The sequence below is a fragment of the Mucilaginibacter sp. genome (assembly GCF_028288205.1).
GTDB lineage: Bacteria > Bacteroidota > Bacteroidia > Sphingobacteriales > Sphingobacteriaceae > Mucilaginibacter.
The window spans coordinates 69,634-87,274 of the sequence record NZ_JAQBOD010000058.1; the positions used below are offsets into that span (position 1 = coordinate 69,634).

14 protein-coding genes are annotated in these 17,641 nt (G+C 41.1%); 5 read left to right on the top strand and 9 right to left on the bottom strand.

Features of this window, described 5'->3' with window-relative positions; genetic code table 11:
• Positions 1 to 144 precede the first annotated feature (144 nt).
• On the bottom strand, positions 145 to 618 hold the full coding sequence (gene rlmH, locus JWR23_RS14790) for a 23S rRNA (pseudouridine(1915)-N(3))-methyltransferase RlmH (RefSeq protein WP_299516951.1): 474 nt from the start codon (positions 616 to 618) through the stop codon (positions 145 to 147).
• A gap of 60 nt (positions 619 to 678) precedes the next feature.
• On the opposite strand from rlmH, the gene JWR23_RS14795 reads away from it, so the two are divergent.
• Both JWR23_RS14795 and JWR23_RS14800 read left to right on the top strand, forming a co-directional pair.
• Complete coding sequence (locus tag JWR23_RS14795) at positions 679 to 2,487, top strand: DNA mismatch repair protein MutS (RefSeq protein ID WP_299516952.1); 1,809 nt, start codon at positions 679 to 681, stop codon at positions 2,485 to 2,487.
• A gap of 8 nt (positions 2,488 to 2,495) precedes the next feature.
• Positions 2,496 to 3,278: an alpha/beta hydrolase gene (locus tag JWR23_RS14800; RefSeq protein WP_299516954.1), complete on the top strand. Its 783-nt coding sequence runs from the start codon at positions 2,496 to 2,498 to the stop codon at positions 3,276 to 3,278.
• 72 nt (positions 3,279 to 3,350) lie between these two features.
• On the opposite strand, the gene JWR23_RS14805 is transcribed toward JWR23_RS14800, so the two are convergent.
• The 5 genes from JWR23_RS14805 to JWR23_RS14825 form a co-directional block, all read right to left on the bottom strand.
• Positions 3,351 to 5,882, bottom strand: coding sequence for an outer membrane beta-barrel family protein (locus tag JWR23_RS14805; protein WP_299516956.1), 2,532 nt, complete (start codon positions 5,880 to 5,882; stop codon positions 3,351 to 3,353).
• 108 nt (positions 5,883 to 5,990) lie between these two features.
• Positions 5,991 to 8,792 (bottom strand): leucine--tRNA ligase, encoded by a 2,802-nt coding sequence (gene leuS / locus JWR23_RS14810; protein ID WP_299516957.1) that lies wholly within the window; start codon positions 8,790 to 8,792, stop codon positions 5,991 to 5,993.
• A gap of 186 nt (positions 8,793 to 8,978) precedes the next feature.
• Positions 8,979 to 9,521 carry a hypothetical protein gene (locus JWR23_RS14815; RefSeq protein WP_299516958.1) on the bottom strand — a complete coding sequence of 181 codons (543 nt, stop codon included), beginning with the start codon at positions 9,519 to 9,521 and terminating at the stop codon, positions 8,979 to 8,981.
• Position 9,522: 1 nt separating this feature from the next.
• Positions 9,523 to 9,840, bottom strand: a complete 318-nt coding sequence (locus JWR23_RS14820) for a nucleotidyltransferase domain-containing protein (protein WP_299516960.1) — start codon at positions 9,838 to 9,840, stop codon at positions 9,523 to 9,525.
• A 12-nt stretch (positions 9,841 to 9,852) separates the two neighbouring features.
• Entirely contained in the window at positions 9,853 to 10,263 is a 411-nt protein-coding gene (locus JWR23_RS14825) for a nucleotidyltransferase substrate binding protein (protein WP_299516961.1), read from the bottom strand.
• A gap of 130 nt (positions 10,264 to 10,393) precedes the next feature.
• Between JWR23_RS14825 and guaA the strand changes: the two genes are divergently transcribed.
• Genes guaA through JWR23_RS14840 form a run of 3 tightly spaced genes read left to right on the top strand, consistent with a single transcriptional unit; the run spans position 10,394 to position 14,299 of the window.
• Positions 10,394 to 11,923 (top strand): glutamine-hydrolyzing GMP synthase, encoded by a 1,530-nt coding sequence (gene guaA / locus JWR23_RS14830; RefSeq protein WP_299516962.1) that lies wholly within the window; start codon positions 10,394 to 10,396, stop codon positions 11,921 to 11,923.
• A complete protein-coding gene (locus JWR23_RS14835) occupies positions 11,880 to 13,133 on the top strand; it encodes an ABC transporter substrate-binding protein (RefSeq protein ID WP_299516963.1) in 1,254 nt (417 codons plus the stop codon). The genes guaA and JWR23_RS14835 overlap by 44 nt, the downstream gene beginning before the upstream one ends.
• Positions 13,130 to 14,299: an RsmB/NOP family class I SAM-dependent RNA methyltransferase gene (locus JWR23_RS14840; protein WP_299516964.1), complete on the top strand. Its 1,170-nt coding sequence runs from the start codon at positions 13,130 to 13,132 to the stop codon at positions 14,297 to 14,299. Before JWR23_RS14835 ends, JWR23_RS14840 begins: the two co-directional genes overlap by 4 nt.
• A 199-nt stretch (positions 14,300 to 14,498) precedes the next feature.
• Here JWR23_RS14840 and JWR23_RS14845 read toward each other — a convergent pair whose 3' ends face one another.
• From JWR23_RS14845 to JWR23_RS14855, 3 genes are all read right to left on the bottom strand, one after another.
• The gene (locus tag JWR23_RS14845) at positions 14,499 to 14,921 is read right to left on the bottom strand and encodes a DUF6326 family protein (protein WP_299516966.1); all 423 of its coding nucleotides are present in this window, start codon (positions 14,919 to 14,921) and stop codon (positions 14,499 to 14,501) included.
• A 423-nt stretch (positions 14,922 to 15,344) separates the two neighbouring features.
• The gene (locus tag JWR23_RS14850) at positions 15,345 to 15,920 is read right to left on the bottom strand and encodes a MarC family protein (protein WP_299516967.1); all 576 of its coding nucleotides are present in this window, start codon (positions 15,918 to 15,920) and stop codon (positions 15,345 to 15,347) included.
• A gap of 100 nt (positions 15,921 to 16,020) precedes the next feature.
• Positions 16,021 to 17,577 carry an amino acid permease gene (locus JWR23_RS14855; RefSeq protein WP_299516968.1) on the bottom strand — a complete coding sequence of 519 codons (1,557 nt, stop codon included), beginning with the start codon at positions 17,575 to 17,577 and terminating at the stop codon, positions 16,021 to 16,023.
• Positions 17,578 to 17,641: the final 64 nt, after the last annotated feature.

Genomic DNA, 17,641 nt, shown 5'->3' on the forward strand with positions numbered 1-17,641 from the left:
TACTCACCCCGACATCGCTACGCTTGTCGACCCTCTCTTCCGCAAGCGGGAAAGAGGGTTAAGGAATCTTTAATAACCCTCTTTCCGCCAAAGGCGAAGAGAGGGTCGCGCACGAAGTGCCGCGGGGTGAGTCAACAGCCTTACCTACTCATGATGATAAGGCTCACCCTTCAATATAGTAAAGGCCCTATATAACTGCTCTGTAAAAAACAAGCGTATCATTTGGTGCGAGAAGGTCATTCGCGATAAGGATAGCTTATCATTGGCCCGCTCATACACAGATTGGTCGAACCCATACGGCCCACCAACCACAAATACCAGGCTGGAAGTGGAACCGACTGACTTTTTATCCAAATAAGTGGCAAATTGTTTAGAGGTTAGCTCCATACCTTTTTCATCCAATAATATAACATGATCTAATGGTGATATTTTCTTCAGGATCAGCTCTGCCTCCTTAGCTTTTTGCTGCTCCTGTGTTAAGGCTTTGGTGTTTTTTAGTTCGGGCAAATCAACCAGCTCCAGCTTGGTGTAATGCTTTAATCGTTTTACATATTTGTCAATGCCATCTTTTAAATAAGCATCTTCTGTTTTGCCAACGGTTAGGAAAGTTATCTTCATAAAAAAACAAATAAACGTAATTTAAAATATTAGTGGTTATTTAGCCTGATTTTATTTAGGATGGAACAGGATATAATTGATTACTATAAAAATAATGCCCAGCTTGCACAGCAAGAGGCTGATAAATTTAAAAACCTGGCAGATACCTATTCATTAATGCGCCTCAGCATTTTTGTAATGATGGTGGTATCTATCTATTTCGGAGTGAAAGAGGACGATTTTACCATTGTAGCTGTCACCTTCGCCATTCTGATATGCGGCTTTGCATGGCTGGTATCGCGCCAAAGCGTTTATGAACGTAAAATGAAATACTTTAAGGATCTGAAACTCATCAATGAGAACGAGATAGCCAGCATCCTCTCCCGCGATAATCTGTATGATAACGGAGCCAAATTTGCCAACGAAAAACATTTTTATACTGCCGATCTGGACATATTTGGCAATGCCTCACTGTTTCAGTTAATGAACCGGGCAGCTACCGGCCCGGGCAATGCTAAACTGGCCGCATGGCTAAGCGCCCCAGCAAAAAAAGAAATTATTTTAGACCGGCAGGAAGCGGTTAAAGAAATAGCCAATAAAAACCAATGGAAACTGGAAGCACAAAACTTGCTTTTATTTGCCAATAAAACAGATGCTAACCAGCTACAGGGATTGTTTAATTACCTGCACACGCCTTTAGACCTGCCCCGCGAAAAATTGCTGATTAATTATATCAGGATAGCGCCTTACCTGTTAGCAGCGGCATTTATAGCAGGTTATTTTATGCCGGTATTTACATTGGCGGGTATAGTGCTGGCCATTGCCAATTTAACTATCATTACCATAAATGGTGGCTATATTGCCAAATCGGCCTCTATTGCCGATAGGATTAGCAAGGTGCTGGCCGGCTACGCGGTTGTATTTAACAAGATAGAGGGCGAAAACTGGCAATCGGCCTATAACAGCGCGCTAACTAAAAAGATCAAAGAAAACCACACCTCAAAAAATATTGAAGAATTAGCCAGGCTCATCAATAAATTAAGTTATAGCCTGATAATGATAGTGGGGTTTATACTGAACATATTTTTTCTTTGGGCGCTAAAGCAGATCATAGCCATTGAGCAATGGAAACGCAATAATCACGAAAGTTTAGAGGATGCTTTTGAAGTGATAGCCGAATTTGAGGCTTTATCAAGCATTGCAGGTTTGCAGGTTAATTACCCCGAATGGTGCATCCCGCAAATTGAGGATAGCCAAGCGTATACTTTAGTAGCTAAAAACCTTGCCCACCCGCTCATTAACAGTAAAACCCGGGTAACGAATGATTATGAACTAACAGACACTTTTAAGATAGATATCATTACCGGATCGAACATGGCAGGTAAGAGTACTTTCCTGCGTACCATTGGTATTAATACCGTATTGGCGCTTTGCGGCGCCCCCGTTTGTGCCGAAACTATGCGCGTATCGGTTATGACCATGGTGAGTTATATGCGGATTAAAGATTCGTTAAACGAGCGCACATCAACCTTTAAAGCCGAGCTTGACCGTCTGCAAATGCTGCTGGCTGCCGTTGAACAGGAATATAAGGTTTTCTTTTTGATAGATGAAATGCTGCGCGGCACTAATTCGGTTGATAAATACCTGGGCTCGAAAGCGGTTATTGAACAGCTTATTACAAAGATGGCTGTAGGAATGGTGGCAACACACGATCTGCAGATAGCGCAACTGGAGCAGAAATATCCTGACTACGTGCGCAACTTTTATTTTGATATACAGGTTAAAGACGGCGAAATGCTATTTGATTATAAGATGAAGCATGGCGAGTGTAAAACATTTAATGCCACTTTGTTATTAAAACAAATTGGGATCAATATCATAACAGAATAAAAATTACAATGGCGAATTTAAAAACGTCCGGTTACGCCGAAGTGAACGGCATCAACATGTACTACGAGTTGCATGGCAGCGGTAATATACCATTAGTTTTAATACATGGTGGCGGCTCAACTATAGAGGTAACTTTTGGCAATGTATTGCCCTATTTTGCCGCCAATAACAAAGTTATTGCTGTCGAGCTACAGGCACATGGCCGCACCAGCGACCGGAATTCGCCGGAGTCGTTCGAACAGGACGCTGACGACGTAGCAGCACTGCTAAAAGATCTTAATATAACTAAAGCCAATATCCTGGGTTTTAGCAACGGCGGTACAACTACGCTGCAAATAGCCATAAGGTACCCTCAACTGGTTAATAAAATAGTTGTCATTGCGGGTAGTTACAAACGGGATGGCTTTATAGATGGCTTTTTTGATTTTATGCCCAAGGCAACCATCGACAATATGCCGCAGCCACTAAAAGATGCCTTTTTAAAAGTAACACCCAACGAAGCCGGACTGCTTAACATGTTTAATAAAGATAAGCAACGGATGATAGATTTTAAGGATATCAGTGATACCGACATCAGTAATATAAAAGCTTCTGCGATGTTTATAGTAGCCGATAAGGATGTGATCACTGTTCCGCATACCATGGCAATGGCCAAATTAGTAAACGGCGCCGACTTAATCGTGCTACCCGGCGCACATGGCGAAGCGTTAGGTGAGACAACCACCTACAAAACAGGCAGCAAAGCGCCACAGGCAACCGCTATATTTGTACAGGAATTTTTAGACAAATAGTATTCCTCTTACAAACAAAAAGAGCGATGAGTTATAAAACCCATCGCTCTTTTTTGTTATGCTTAGCAAATATTATCTGCCGCCGCCACCGCCTGAGCCGCCGCCTACACCACCTTGATCGCCTTGTTTAAGGTCATCATTGTTAACACCTTTCTTTTTCTCCATTGGGTTGCTAAAAGTAATTTTACCAAAGTTATAGCTAAACGTTAAACCAACGGAACGGAAAGGGAACGCGAACGTGCTGTTCTGAACAAACGCAGGGCTCTTCAAATCTGAATTGAAATGTTTGTATTTGTTAAACGGCTCTAATGTATTGATACCGAGAGACATTTTCTTTTGCATGAATTGTTTCCTTACACCCGCGCCAAATATGCTGAATGATGGGTTACTTCCCTGTATAGTATAACGTTTTGAATTTTCAACCGCGAATACCTCGGCAATGAAACCACTTGGCAAGTTAACAGACCCACTCAGGAAAGCATTGTAGGCAAATGTTGCGCCTGTACGGGTTTGCTGTGTTGCATAACCACCTTCGGCAGTAGGATTATAAGTATAGCCATTAATGCTGCCCCTGATAGTTAATATGGATATAGGATTAATTGAGCCAAAGAAACTCCCCCCAAATGAATTATTGACACCTACGTTAGCATAGGTAGTTAATGTTCCCTGGTTATTGTTTATTGGCAATGCAATGCTTTCAATTAAACCGCCCGTATGTTTATAGTATACCGAGAAATTAATAACCGATGATTTAATAAACGTGTTATAATTCAACTCCACAGTTTGTGAAACTTCCGGCGATAATTTAGGGTTACCCTGCGATTGACTATTAGGGTTACTGGCATTCAAAAACGGGTTAAGGAAAGTTAAGCTTGGCCTGGTTATCCTCTTGCTATAAGTTAACTTTATTGTTTTTGTGGCACTTAATGCTTTCTGCACAGTAAAACTTGGCACAAACGTATTATAACTGTTTGAGAAAGGCGAAAAATTGGTTGTTACAACGCTGGGCTCGCCGTTAATACTTGTGTTTTCATCTCTTACACCGGCTAATAAAGTATATTTTTTAGGCAATGTAATGGTCATAACCGCATAACCGGCAGTAACATATTGATTGTATTTATATAGGTAAGAATTTGTAGGGTCAAGTATAAAGCTGGTCGAATCGGCTGCGCCAAAGGTTGCAGTTTTAAATACATCAGCATTGCTGTTTATATTTCTGAAAATACCTTTGCCACCTGCTTCTAACTTAAATATTTTATTTATTGGCAATACATAATCTGTCTGTAAGGTATATTCATTATTTGTACCGTTATTATCTCCGCGCTGGTTAGGGTTAAAAGCAGATTGCTGTGCATAGGTATTCATAAAATCAGTAGTTATAACACTATGGCTCCACTGGCTTGAGAAACTTAACTCATGACCCTCTTTTTTAAATTTATGCGTATAATCCAGGCTCCAGTCAAATCCGCCAAAAGTGTTATGTGATACTGAACTTCCGGTCGTCATCCTGTTATTTGCAGGATTAATAAAATCGGTATTACTAACTGCGACACCACCGGTGCTGTTAAAGCCACCCTGGTTAAGTCTTACAGTTGAGGTAAGGCTGTTAAAGCTGTTAAAATCATAGCTTGCAGTGATTGAACCAATAGCGCCATGACGCTTTACTTTGGTTGAACCTACCCTGCTGTTGGTAAGCGTTGGCGTATTACCATTTAAAAAAGTTTGTGTAAAGGCAGAATTAGATACCTGCGGCCAGGTAAGGTTACCACCAGCGTTAACAGCTAAGCTGAAACGGTTTTTACTATAATTTAAATTAATATTACCATTGTTTTGGCGCGTGCCAATACCACCGCTAACCGAACCACTAAAGCCCGACATGTTTTTTTGTTTAGTGATGATGTTAATGATACCGGCAGTACCCTCCGCATCATATTTTGCTGATGGCGAGGTTATAACTTCTATACTTTTTATCTGATCGGCAGGGATGGTTTTTAATACATCTGATAAGCTTGCAGACGTTGCACCCGATGGTTTACCATTTATTAATACACGCACGTTACCGTCGCCACGAAGGGATACGTTGCCATTTATGTCAACAGCAACCAACGGAACTTTCTGCAATACATCGGTAGCATTACCGCCTGCAGCAGTAAGATCCTTTTCGGCATTGTAAACAATTTTATCTATACGGTTTTCAATCAGAGGGGCCGTTCCGGTTATGGTAACCTCCTTCAGTGATTTTGAACTTGGCGCAACAACAACTGTACCTAAGTTTTTATCGGGCTTTGACGGAGTTGTTTCTACGTTATTTATGATCTTGGTTGGATAACCAATAAAAGTTATCTCTAATCTATAAACGCCCGGGTGAATATTATCTAATTTAAAGTTTCCCTTATCATCAGTTAAAACACCGGTGATAGGTGATTTTCCGGTACTTCTGAATAAGCTTACCGTACCATAATCTAAAGGTTTGTTAGTAACAGAATCAATAACAGTACCGGATATACGGCCTATTATTAATGAGCTACCGCCGCCAACACCAAATTGTGCCCTGGCAGCAGTGATAGAGAAAATTATTGTAATGAGTAGAATTATACGCTTCATTTTGTATTTTTTGTAATTGGAGGCAAAATTACTCCAAATGTTACAACGAAACGGCTATTTTATTTCTATAATCGATCAGCAGGATGTAAACATCACACTAAGCACCTGCTAAACAACCATATTTACAATGCGCCCTTTTACTACAATTACCTTTTTAGGCTGCTTGCCATCCAAATATTTTTTAACATCGGCATTGGCTAAAACAAATTCTTCAATCTCCTTTGGCTCCAGGCTTAGTGAAATATTCAGGTTCATTTTGGTTTTACCATTGATAGAAATAGGATACGCAAATTCATCCTCCACCAAATAAGCAGGGTTAAATTTTGGATATGCCGCATACGATAAAGTACCCGCCTCATTGCCCAGCATTACCCAAAGCTCCTCGCAAATATGCGGGGCATAGGCTGATAGTGTAATGACTAAATCCTGCAATACCCGGCGGTTATTGCATTTCAAATCGGTTAATTCATTTATGGCGATCATGAAGCTTGACACCGAAGTGTTGAACGAAAAACGCTCAACATCTTCCTCCACCTTACGGATGATCTTATGCAATGATTTTAATTCGGCTTTGGTAGGCTCAGCACCTAATACCGTAAATACCCAGGCATCATTATGGAACAATCGCCAAAATTTACGCAGGAACTTAAATACACCCTCAATACCATTAGTGTTCCACGGCTTGCTTTGCTCCAGCGGACCAAGGAACATCTCATACATACGCAAGGTATCGGCACCGTAGCGGGCAATCAGGTCATCGGGATTAACTACGTTGAATTTAGATTTTGACATCTTTTCTATTTCAACACCGCAGATGTATTTGCCGTTCTCTAATATAAACTCAGCATTACTATACTCATCACGCCAGGCTTTGAACTTATTTATATTCAGAACCTCATTCTCCACCATATTCACATCCACATGCAATGGCGATGTTTTATACTGACCTATTAAGCCATGCGAAACAAAAGTATTAGTGCCTCTGCCCTCTTCATCAATTAAACGATAAACAAAGTTTGAACGTCCCTGTATCATCCCCTGGTTGATCAATTTCTTAAAAGGCTCTTCCTCGATAACCAAATCAATATCTTTCAAAAACTTGTTCCAGAAACGGCTGTATAGCAAGTGCCCCGTAGCGTGTTCGCTGCCGCCGATGTAAAGGTCGACGTCTCGCCAATAGGCAATAGCTTCTTTTGATGCAAACTCTTTATCGTTATGCGCATCCATGTAGCGATACCAGTAAAAGCTTGAACCTGCCCAGCCCGGCATTGTCGAAAGTTCATATTCTCCGTCCGGATGTTTCCAGCCTTCTGCCCTTGCTAATGGCGGTTCGCCGCTTTCGGTTGGCAGGTATTTATCAACTTCGGGTAACAGTAATGGCAGGTCGCTTTCGCTGATCAGGTGCGGCAATCCCTCTTTAAAATAAACCGGCACCGGCTCACCCCAATAACGCTGACGACCAAAAATAGCATCGCGCATCCTGAAGTTTACTTTTGCCTTGCCGGCTTCAATTTCTTCCAATTTGGCAATTACGGCCGCGGTAGCTTCCTTGTAGGTTAAGCCATTAATAAAATCAGAGTTAATGTATTTTCCTTCCTTGGTCGGGTCGGCTTCAGTAGTAATATTCTGGGTATCCAGTATGGGTACTATGTTTAAGTTAAAATGTTTGGCAAACAAATAGTCGCGCTGATCTCCCGACGGTACACCCATTACCGCGCCGGTACCATATCCCGCCAAAACATAATCGGCAATATATATGGGCACCAACTCGCCATTTAACGGATTGAGTACATAGCTCCCTGTAAACGCGCCGGATACCGTTTTAGCATCAGCCATCCTGTCCAGCTCCGATTTCTTTTTGGTTTGGGCGATGTAGGCCTCAATATTCGCTTTTTGTCCAGGCGTGGTTAATTCAGCCACCAACTCATGCTCGGGCGCCAACACCATGAAAGTAACTCCGAAGATGGTATCAACGCGGGTAGTAAAAACTTCTATATAATGAGCATTGAGTTCTATGTTATGAGCCGGTTTTTCGATAGGGAACCTAACACTCGCGCCAATACTCTTACCTATCCAGTTACGCTGCATTTCTTTTAGCGGTTCGGGCCAGTCTATGGTATCCAATCCTTGTAGCAGGCGCTCAGCATAGGCTGTAATCCGCATGCTCCATTGCATCATTTTCTTTTGTTCAACGGGGTAGCCGCCGCGCTCGCTAAAGCCATCTTTAACTTCATCATTCGCTAATACCGTTCCTAAAGCCGGGCACCAGTTTACGGTACTTTCGCGCAGGTAGGTTAAGCGGTATTTCAATAATTCTTCCTGCTGAGAATTAGAACTCATCGCCTTCCACTCATCCGCGGTAAAGCTTAAAATCTCTTCATCACAAACGGCATTTACACCTGCCGAGCCATTTTTTTCAAAATGCTCAACCAGTTTGGTAATTGATTCCGCCTTATCAGCAGCTTTATTATACCAGCTGTTAAACAGCTGCATAAATATCCACTGTGTCCATTTATAATAATCGGGCGAGCTGGTGCGAACCTCGCGGCTCCAATCGAACGAAAAACCTATTTGATCTAACTGGCGACGATAGGTTGCAATATTATCCTCGGTAGTAACAGCAGGGTGCTGACCGGTTTGTATAGCGTATTGCTCGGCGGGTAAACCAAACGAATCATAACCCATGGGATGCAATACATTAAAACCTTTTAAACGTTTATAACGTGCAAAAATATCAGAGGCGATATAGCCGAGCGGATGGCCCACATGTAAACCCGCGCCCGATGGGTACGGAAACATATCCAGCACATAATATTTAGGTTTGGTGGTTTTATCCTCAGCTTTAAAAGTTTGGTTATCGGCCCAAAACTGCTGCCACTTTTGCTCTATATCTTTAAATTGATAGTCCATGAGTTATTATACGGTATTAATGCGCGAAATTAAGAAAATCCCTATTAGTTTGGTAGTTAATTATACAAGTGTTCTATTTTGAGTACGAGGAACATATGGACCATGAAACACTCCGGAACACCTATTTCTCATCTTTAAAATACTCAGGGCCTCCCCCCTCAGGCAAAGCGAGTGCAATAGGCCTATTTATTCACTTAATATATCCAGGCAATTTTTGCTGAGAGCAGCCAACCGTGTATTTAATGCCTTAAGGCCCTGTTCATCATGTATATTGGTATACATTAACTTTATAAGTGCCAATGTTTCGGCACTGGGGTCGCAGGCCTGGGCCTTTTCTAAATTGGGCAGGGCCTTTAATGCTGCCGCTTTATACAGATCGCCGATTGCTTTATCGGCCTTTGCCGCATATAAATAGCCCAATGCACGATGCGCTACGTAGTAGTTGGGTTCGGCAGCGGTTACCATTTCGTAATAAATAATAGCCTTATCGGGCTGATTATCCTCATATAGTTTTGCCATACTATTATAAAAGCTTATCCGGGCCTTTGCAGGTAATTTACCGGCATTGGGCAATATACTTTCGCCAAGTTTTAATGCTATGGCCATATCGCCATGCAGCCTGTCAAGATTATAATCAAGATATTGGTCGTAAACAGCATCGGCAGTTTGGGCCTTTGCTAAGCTGCAAAAGCAGATGATAAATAATATTAGGAGTATTTTTTTAGGCATTTTAGACTCCGATCTTATTCGCATCCCATAAAGTTTGCCCAACCCGATCAATATGATCTAATAATTCAGGATTAGCTATGTGATTGTAAATAGAAAGGTCGAACTTATAGGGTAATAACAGATCATCCAATTTTAAGTTTAGACGGATCAATATACTCAAATCAATACCACTGCCTTTTAAAGTAATATCAATATCTGATGACGCTTTAAAATTACCTTTTGCCCTTGAACCATAGATCACAGCTTTTTCTACAACAGGAAATTGTTCCAGTACCTCGTTTATTTTACTGACTGTATTTGATGATAATCCGTATTGCATTATTTAATATTGTTAACGAGATTTTAAGTTTTCGAATTTTATTTCGAGCGATTTAAATAAATCAAAGTAACTATTAACAACCGCGCTTGCAATTTCGTCAGCAGTTTCTTCATTATAGGAGTACGAAGTTAAATCTCTGATCACCAGCATATTCATCCACTCCTCGCCGTTACTAATTAAGTTTATTCTAAAAGCTTCTCTTATGGTATCCCTTGAACCGGCTACATTTAAAATACCTTGGTAGTCCAAATAGTCTCTCATGGTATTCCATGCCAATTCAAAAGTACATTCAAATGCTTTAATCAGCCCTTGTTCTTCCAATTCGGATAATTCGCCTTTCAGAATAAACTTTTCCAATTGCTTTAAGGCTTTGCAATAGTTTGCAAATCTTTGGTGCCAGCGAATATCTTCTGTTGAAGCCATATCGATTATACTTAAACAAAGATAAGATAATTAATAATTCAAGTCTTTCAATATTTGGTTCTGAAGTTTTACATCCAAAATTTCTCAAATCTCACTTCTCATATCTCACATCTAAAAACTATCTTTGCCCATGCAAGAAAAAATCCTCATTCTTGACTTCGGCTCGCAATTCACACAGCTTATAGCGCGCCGGGTTAGGGAACTCAATATTTACTGCGAGATCCACCCTTTTAATCACATCCCAGAAATTGACAACACTGTAAAAGGAATCATCCTATCCGGTAGCCCATATTCGGTTCGGCAGGAAGACGCGCTGCATTTTGATTTTATGAAATTTCATGGCAAGCTGCCTATGCTTGGCGTTTGTTACGGCGCGCAATACTTAGCGCATTTTAACGGCGGCGAGGTTTTGCCATCCAGCACACGCGAGTATGGCCGGGCCAATTTGCAATACATCAACAAAGAAAATCCGTTGTTTAAGCAAATACCTTCGGGTTCGCAGGTATGGATGTCGCATGGCGATACCATTGCCACTTTAGCCAGTAATTACGAAATTATTGCCAGTACAGATACTGTTAAAGTTGCCGCTTACCAGATAACCGGCACCCAAACTTACGGCATACAGTTTCACCCTGAGGTTACCCATAGTTTAGATGGCAAACAATTGCTGCAAAACTTTTTGGTTGATATCTGTGGATGCAAACAAGACTGGACAGCCGATTCGTTTGTAGAAACAACCATTGCCGCGTTAAAAGAAAAACTGGGCGATGATAAAGTAGTATTGGGCCTGTCGGGCGGAGTTGATTCATCGGTTGCGGCAGTATTGCTGCACCATGCCATCGGCAAAAACCTGCATTGCATATTTGTAGATAATGGCTTGCTGCGTAAAGATGAGTACCAGTCTGTATTGGATTCATACCAGCACATGGGCCTTAACATAAAAGGCATTGATGCCAAACAGCGTTTTTATGACGCGCTGACCGGGTTGTCTGATCCGGAGAAAAAGCGTAAAGCTATTGGCCGTGTTTTTATAGAAGTATTTGATGATGCCGCGCACGAAGTACAGGGAGTTAGCTGGCTTGGACAAGGCACCATCTACCCCGACGTTATTGAATCGGTATCAGTAAAAGGGCCGTCGGCCACTATTAAATCGCACCATAACGTTGGCGGCTTGCCTGATTTTATGAAGCTAAAGGTTGTAGAGCCTTTAAATACTTTATTTAAAGACGAAGTGCGCCGTGTTGGTAAAGCTTTGGGTATTGATGATAATATATTAGGTCGCCACCCTTTCCCGGGTCCGGGGCTGGCTATCAGGATATTAGGTGAGGTTACACCGGAAAAAGTTGCTATATTACAAGAGGCCGATGCGATTTATATCAACAATTTGCGCAGTGCAGGTGTTTATGATAAAGTTTGGCAGGCCGGCACCATATTTTTGCCGGTACAGTCGGTAGGTGTTATGGGCGATGAGCGTACTTATGAGAACGTTGTTTGCTTGCGTGCGGTTGAATCATTAGACGGGATGACGGCAGATTGGTGCCATTTACCCTATGACCTGCTGGCTAAGATATCAAACGAGATCATTAACAATGTAAAAGGAATTAACCGGGTAGTATATGATATCAGTTCGAAACCGCCTGCCACTATCGAGTGGGAATAAGTGGTTATTGTTTTTATGGATAACGCTATTAGTAGCTGCATGTTCGCCAAAACTGCAGCCGGTGGCCCCTCCTGTAAAACCAACTGAAACTGAAAAACCTGTTGTTAAAACAGAACCAAAACCAGTAAAGCCCTTGCCCCCAAAACCGGTGGTTATTTCGCTTTTGCTGCCATTTGGGTTAGATCATTTAAATCCGGGTGCAAGCTATACCGATGTTAGTTTAAAACAAGCTAACATCGCGCTGGATTATTACCAGGGATTTAAGCTCGCGCTCGATTCATTAACCGCGTCAGGTTATAACTACAAACTGTTGGTGCATGATACAAAGGGCTCGGTGGCACAGGCGCATGCTTTAGCCTACAACCCTCAAATACAAGCAAGCGACCTTATAGTTGGCCCGGTTTTCCCAGACGATCTGAAAGCATTTACCAGTGTATTGGTTAGCGCGCGTAAGCCCGTTGTTTCGCCGCTGTCTCCCGCTTCACCGTCAACTTTTAACAATCAAAATTTGGTTACTGTTATTCCGCCTTTAGCCTATCATGCCCGGGCAACCGCCAAATACATAAACAACCGCATAAAGCCTCAAAGGGTATTCATACTGCGGTCGGGTTATTCAGAGGATAATGAATACATTACACCCTTTAAAAACACTATAGATAGTTTGAGTAAAGGACACATACAAGTAGTGCAGTTAACAGTTGTAAGGGGCAATTTGGCTGCTTTGTCATCTCAATTTTCGACAGACAGTAATAATATATTTTTGATGCCATCAACTAACCAGGCGTTTTTAATGGTTACCATGCGGTCGCTGGATTCATTGGCGAAAAAATACCCGGTTATGTTATTTGGTCACCCCAGTTGGGCGAAGTTCAATTTTTTGCATGCCGATATTTTGCAGCGGTTAAAAACACATATAACCTCGGCAGATCAGGTTGATTATAAAGCTGCAACTACCCTTGATTTTTTACGTACCTATCGTAAAGCTTATCATGCCGAAGCAAGTGAATATGCCATAAAAGGTTTTGATGAAGGCTTGTATTTTGGTAAATTATTAGCCGCGGACCACGGCGAAATAAAAAATTTAGACCAAAAAGATTTTATCGGTTTACATAACGATTTTCACTTTATAAAAAAATCGGGGCAAGGTTATATAAATACACATGTAAATATGATGGATTATAGTTATTTTGAGCTCAGGAAAGTAGAATGAAGGCAATAAACCAGCTTAAAACATTTCAGCGTATTTTGGGTGAATATCCGGCCGAAACGCCTTTAAGCAAATTTTTGCCCGGCTTTTATCGTCAAAATAAACAAATGGGGTCAAGCGACAGGCGCCTTGCCAACCGGTTAATGTATAACTATTTCCGCTTAGGCAAAGCGCTATGGAACACCCCTACTGAGGACCGGTTAATGGTTGCCGAGTTTTTGTGCAACACCCAAACCAATTCCTTCCTGCAACATTTTAAACCCGACTGGGCCGCCTGTATTGGGTTTACTATTGAGGATAAAATAGAGTTAATACTTAAAACCCATCCTGATTTTAAACTGGATGATGTTTTTCCGTGGGCTGCACAACTATCACCGGATATTGACAAAACCGTCTTCCTTAAATCTTTCTTTGTGCAACCCGATCTGTTTATCCATGTACATAACGGCTATGATCATTTAGTTAAAACCGAATTAGTTAAAGCAGGCATTGTTTTTAAAGATGAAGGCAACGGCTGTTTAGCCTTACCTAACGGGACACGCTTAGAGACTATATTTGTAAACCAGCACTGGTTCGAGGTACAGGATCAATCGTCACAACAAACCGCCAATTATTTTAAACCTAATAAATGGGATGCGTGGTGGGACGCCTGCGCGGCATCGGGCGGTAAATCGTTATTGCTGTATGAGCTGGAACCTAATATAAAGCTGGTGGTATCTGATATTCGCGAATCTATACTGGCTAACCTGGATGAACGATTCCGTTCCGCAGGCTTACTCAAATATCAAAAGAAACAACTTGACCTCACCCAAAACGTTGACCAAACCCTGCACGATTACGAGTTTGATGGTATTATCTTAGATGCCCCCTGCAGCGGCTCGGGCACCTGGGGCCGTACACCCGAAATGATATCGCAATTTGAACCGCAAAAAATAGAGTTCTTTCAGCGCCTGCAAAAAACTATTGCCGTTAATGTAGTTAAGTTTTTAAAGCCCGGCAAACCGTTGATATACATTACCTGCTCGGCCTTTAAAGCCGAGAATGAGGAAGTGGTTGATTATTTAGTAAAAGAGTGTGGGTTAAAATTGGAAGAGGTGAAAGTTTTGAAGGGGTATGAGGGGAAGGCGGATAGTATGTTTGTTGCGCGACTTAGCCCCCCAGCCCCCTGAAGGGGAGCTTTTGACGTAACTATGGGTTTGTCATTTCGACCAACGGGGGAAATCTATACACGGCAAGGTCTATTTAAGTTAGTCCGGATTGCAATTAGGACTTGAATGCCTACGGATTTGCAATCCGTGTGCACTACCCTCGGGGATTACAAATCCCCTGGAAAATCAGTCCGGGATTACAAATCCGGACTAACCGGTTTTACTGACCCTCCCTCGGCCATTTCCATGCATACCAAACAATGTTCGCTGTAATTATACTTTCAACAATTGCAAAGAAAACAGCAAATGTCAGCCATTTATCCAATGAGTAGTTTGATGCGATCCACAACATTAATGCGGTGTATAATGTACCAAATATTATATTGAACAAACGGCTAAATTTAGGTTTTAACAATATTGACAAAGGAATCATCAATGCAGGTATTATCAACAGCAATGCCCCAAAAAGCAGCGTCATTGGTGTAGATAAAAAATTATCTCCACTAATTATACGCTCAATCTTTTTTGGAACATATAATTCAAAATAGTCTTCATATATGTAGCAGAACATTACGGATGTCCATAATACTGCTAATTTAATTTTGACATTTACTTTCAGATCTTCTAACTTATTAGTATTCATTTTATTGAATTTAAGATTTGATTAAATTAGATAGAAAAGTATACGAATAACTTATCTCTTTGGGGTTCTCCACTATTTAGAAGCTTCTTGGTTAGTCCGGATTTTGAACAATTTTGAATCCCGGACTAATTGAGGCTGTTTCATCACATCAAAATTAAGCAATCTGCAATTAGATGATAATCAAATAAATAATACAAATTTACGCATAAAAATACTGACGAATACGTTGTTACATTTTGTTTCATCACTTTTTAGCAAGTAATTGAATTTCAATTTGTTAATCCAAAATCTTGTTTCACTTGTTACATTTTGTTTCACATTTGCGTGAAACAAACGCAATCAAAAAGTCTCCCCTACCGGGGGAGATTATTCACGGTTGTTTGTCTTTTAAGGTGTTCATGAAGGCTCCGCCGTTAGAGGGGGCTAAAGGTGCGTATTACTCCTAAACAACTTGATAGCAATAGCCAGTAAAATTATCCCAAACGCTTTACGCAGAATATTGATACCGGTTTTGCCAAACAGTTTCTCCAGCCATTGCACGTTTTTTAGCACCAGGTAAACAAACAGGGTATTGATAACAATGCCTACCAATATGTCCTGAGTTTGGTATTGTGATTTTAGGGATAAAAGCGTAGTCATAGTACCCGCTCCTGCGATTAACGGGAAGGCCAGCGGAACAATGGATACCGTATTTGCCATATCCTCATCCGGTTTAAACAGGTGGATGCCCAGTATCATTTCCATAGCTATAATAAATATTACCAATGAACCGGCAATAGCGAAAGAGGCTACATCCAGGCCAATTATATCCAGCAGCTTATCGCCCACTAATAAAAAAACGATCATTAATACCAATACTACAATACTGGCTTTTTCAGACTCGATATGCCCGGCACGCTGGCGCAATTGGATAATTACAGGTATGGCGCCTAATATATCAATAATCGCGAAGAGGATCATGGTTACTGATAGTATCTCTTTAAAAATGAAAGGGTGCATAGGTGGTGATAATTAATTGATACAAAGCTAAAAACAATATCAACACAAAAGGTTCTGAAAATTCAGAACCTTTTGTGAAAATGTATAAAGAGAATATTAATTACTCTACAAATTTAGGGTTCGGCGGATTAATCGCAGCCTTGGGTTTACCATGTCTTACATGCGAGTGTTTAATACTATAAGTAAAGTATACAATCATGCCTAAAGCCATCCATACAAATAAACGCAGCCAATTGTCTAATCCCTCGCTAGCCATCATACATAAGCATATTGCTGCTCCAAGCGGGCACACGATATAGTAAAGTGGAGTTTGGAACGGTCGTGTAATACCCGGATCAGTTCTACGCAGAATGAATATACCTATACATACCAGCACAAACGCGAATAAAGTACCAATACTCACCATATCCCCAACAATACTATCGGGAATAAAGCCTGCGAATAAAGATACCATTATAAAGAAGAACCACTGCGACTTATATGGTGTGCGGAATTTTGTGTGCAGTTTTGAAAAAATGGGCCAGATCAAACCGTCAACACTCATGGTATAAAATACACGGGTTTGGCCAAGCAACATCACGAGGATAACAGATGAGAAACCTGCTAAAATAGCAATGGTAACCAATTTAGCTAACCAGCCAAATCCGGGCATAAATGTTTGGATAGCGTAAGTAACAGACGCTTCTTTACCTTTTACCAAAAATTCTTTATAAGGTGCTAAACCGGTTAATACGTGCGAGAATAAGATGTATAAAACGGTACAGAATACTAAAGAGATCAAAATACCTTTTGGCATATCTTTCTGCGGATTTTTAGCTTCCTGCGCCGCTGTCGAAACTGCATCAAAACCAATAAACGCAAAGAATACCACACTTGCCCCCCGTAATACACCGAGCCAGCCATGGTTAAACGTATCGCCATAATTAACAATACCCGTATTAGTTGCAATGGTACCTGCATCTGCAGGTATCAGGTATGGTATGTGGTTTGCCGGATTAATAAAGCTCCATCCTAAACCAATGATCATTAATACAATAGCTACTTTAACAATAACGATAACGTTATTTACCGCTGCCGATTCTGCTGTACCTTTTATAAGTAATAAAGTAAGCATTAGTAGTATGAATATAGCCGGTAAATTAACCAATCCATGCGTGCCCAGTTCTGAGGCATACATACCCGTTGTAGTTGTTGATACCTCGAACGGAGAATGTGATAGCGCGAAAGGTATATGGCAATTAAAGAATGTTTCAAGGAAAGTGTTAAAATATTGCGACCAGCCAATGGCTACCGTAGCGGCACCTAAAGCATACTCCAATACCAAATCCCATCCAATTATCCAGGCAATAAACTCGCCCATTGTAGCGTAAGAATAAGTGTAGGCCGATCCTGCTATAGGTATCATACTGGCAAACTCAGCGTAGCATAAACCGGCTAAGGCGCAACCCGCTGCCGCGATTGCAAATGATATGGTAACTGCCGGTCCGGCATGCTCGCCTGCTGCTGCTGCTGTACGCACAAAAATACCGGCGCCAATAATTGCGCCAATACCTAATGCGATAAGTGAGCCAACACCGAGTGTACGTTTTAATGTCTTTTCCCCTTCTTTCGAAGCGGCCATTAATTGTGCAATAGGTTTTTTAATAAATAGCTTCATGTGTTTTTTAAAATCAGTTAATCTTATTCCCAAACATAGTTAATTTTTCCGAAAAAAATAATGT

Bases quoted from the DNA above. Each gene is read 5' to 3' on its own strand.
- JWR23_RS14855 (WP_299516968.1), bottom strand. From the start codon at position 17,577: ATGAAGCTATTTATTAAAAAACCTATTGCACAATTAATGGCCGCTTCG.
- JWR23_RS14845 (WP_299516966.1), bottom strand. From the start codon at position 14,921: ATGAATACTAATAAGTTAGAAGATCTGAAAGTAAATGTCAAAATTAAA.
- rlmH (WP_299516951.1), bottom strand. From the start codon at position 618: ATGAAGATAACTTTCCTAACCGTTGGCAAAACAGAAGATGCTTATTTA.
- JWR23_RS14795 (WP_299516952.1), top strand. From the start codon at position 679: ATGGAACAGGATATAATTGATTACTATAAAAATAATGCCCAGCTTGCA.
- JWR23_RS14800 (WP_299516954.1), top strand. From the start codon at position 2,496: ATGGCGAATTTAAAAACGTCCGGTTACGCCGAAGTGAACGGCATCAAC.
- JWR23_RS14820 (WP_299516960.1), bottom strand. From the start codon at position 9,840: ATGCAATACGGATTATCATCAAATACAGTCAGTAAAATAAACGAGGTA.
- JWR23_RS14840 (WP_299516964.1), top strand. From the start codon at position 13,130: ATGAAGGCAATAAACCAGCTTAAAACATTTCAGCGTATTTTGGGTGAA.
- JWR23_RS14835 (WP_299516963.1), top strand. From the start codon at position 11,880: ATGATATCAGTTCGAAACCGCCTGCCACTATCGAGTGGGAATAAGTGG.
- JWR23_RS14805 (WP_299516956.1), bottom strand. From the start codon at position 5,882: ATGAAGCGTATAATTCTACTCATTACAATAATTTTCTCTATCACTGCT.
- guaA (WP_299516962.1), top strand. From the start codon at position 10,394: ATGCAAGAAAAAATCCTCATTCTTGACTTCGGCTCGCAATTCACACAG.
- JWR23_RS14825 (WP_299516961.1), bottom strand. From the start codon at position 10,263: ATGGCTTCAACAGAAGATATTCGCTGGCACCAAAGATTTGCAAACTAT.
- leuS (WP_299516957.1), bottom strand. From the start codon at position 8,792: ATGGACTATCAATTTAAAGATATAGAGCAAAAGTGGCAGCAGTTTTGG.
- JWR23_RS14815 (WP_299516958.1), bottom strand. From the start codon at position 9,521: ATGCCTAAAAAAATACTCCTAATATTATTTATCATCTGCTTTTGCAGC.
- JWR23_RS14850 (WP_299516967.1), bottom strand. From the start codon at position 15,920: ATGCACCCTTTCATTTTTAAAGAGATACTATCAGTAACCATGATCCTC.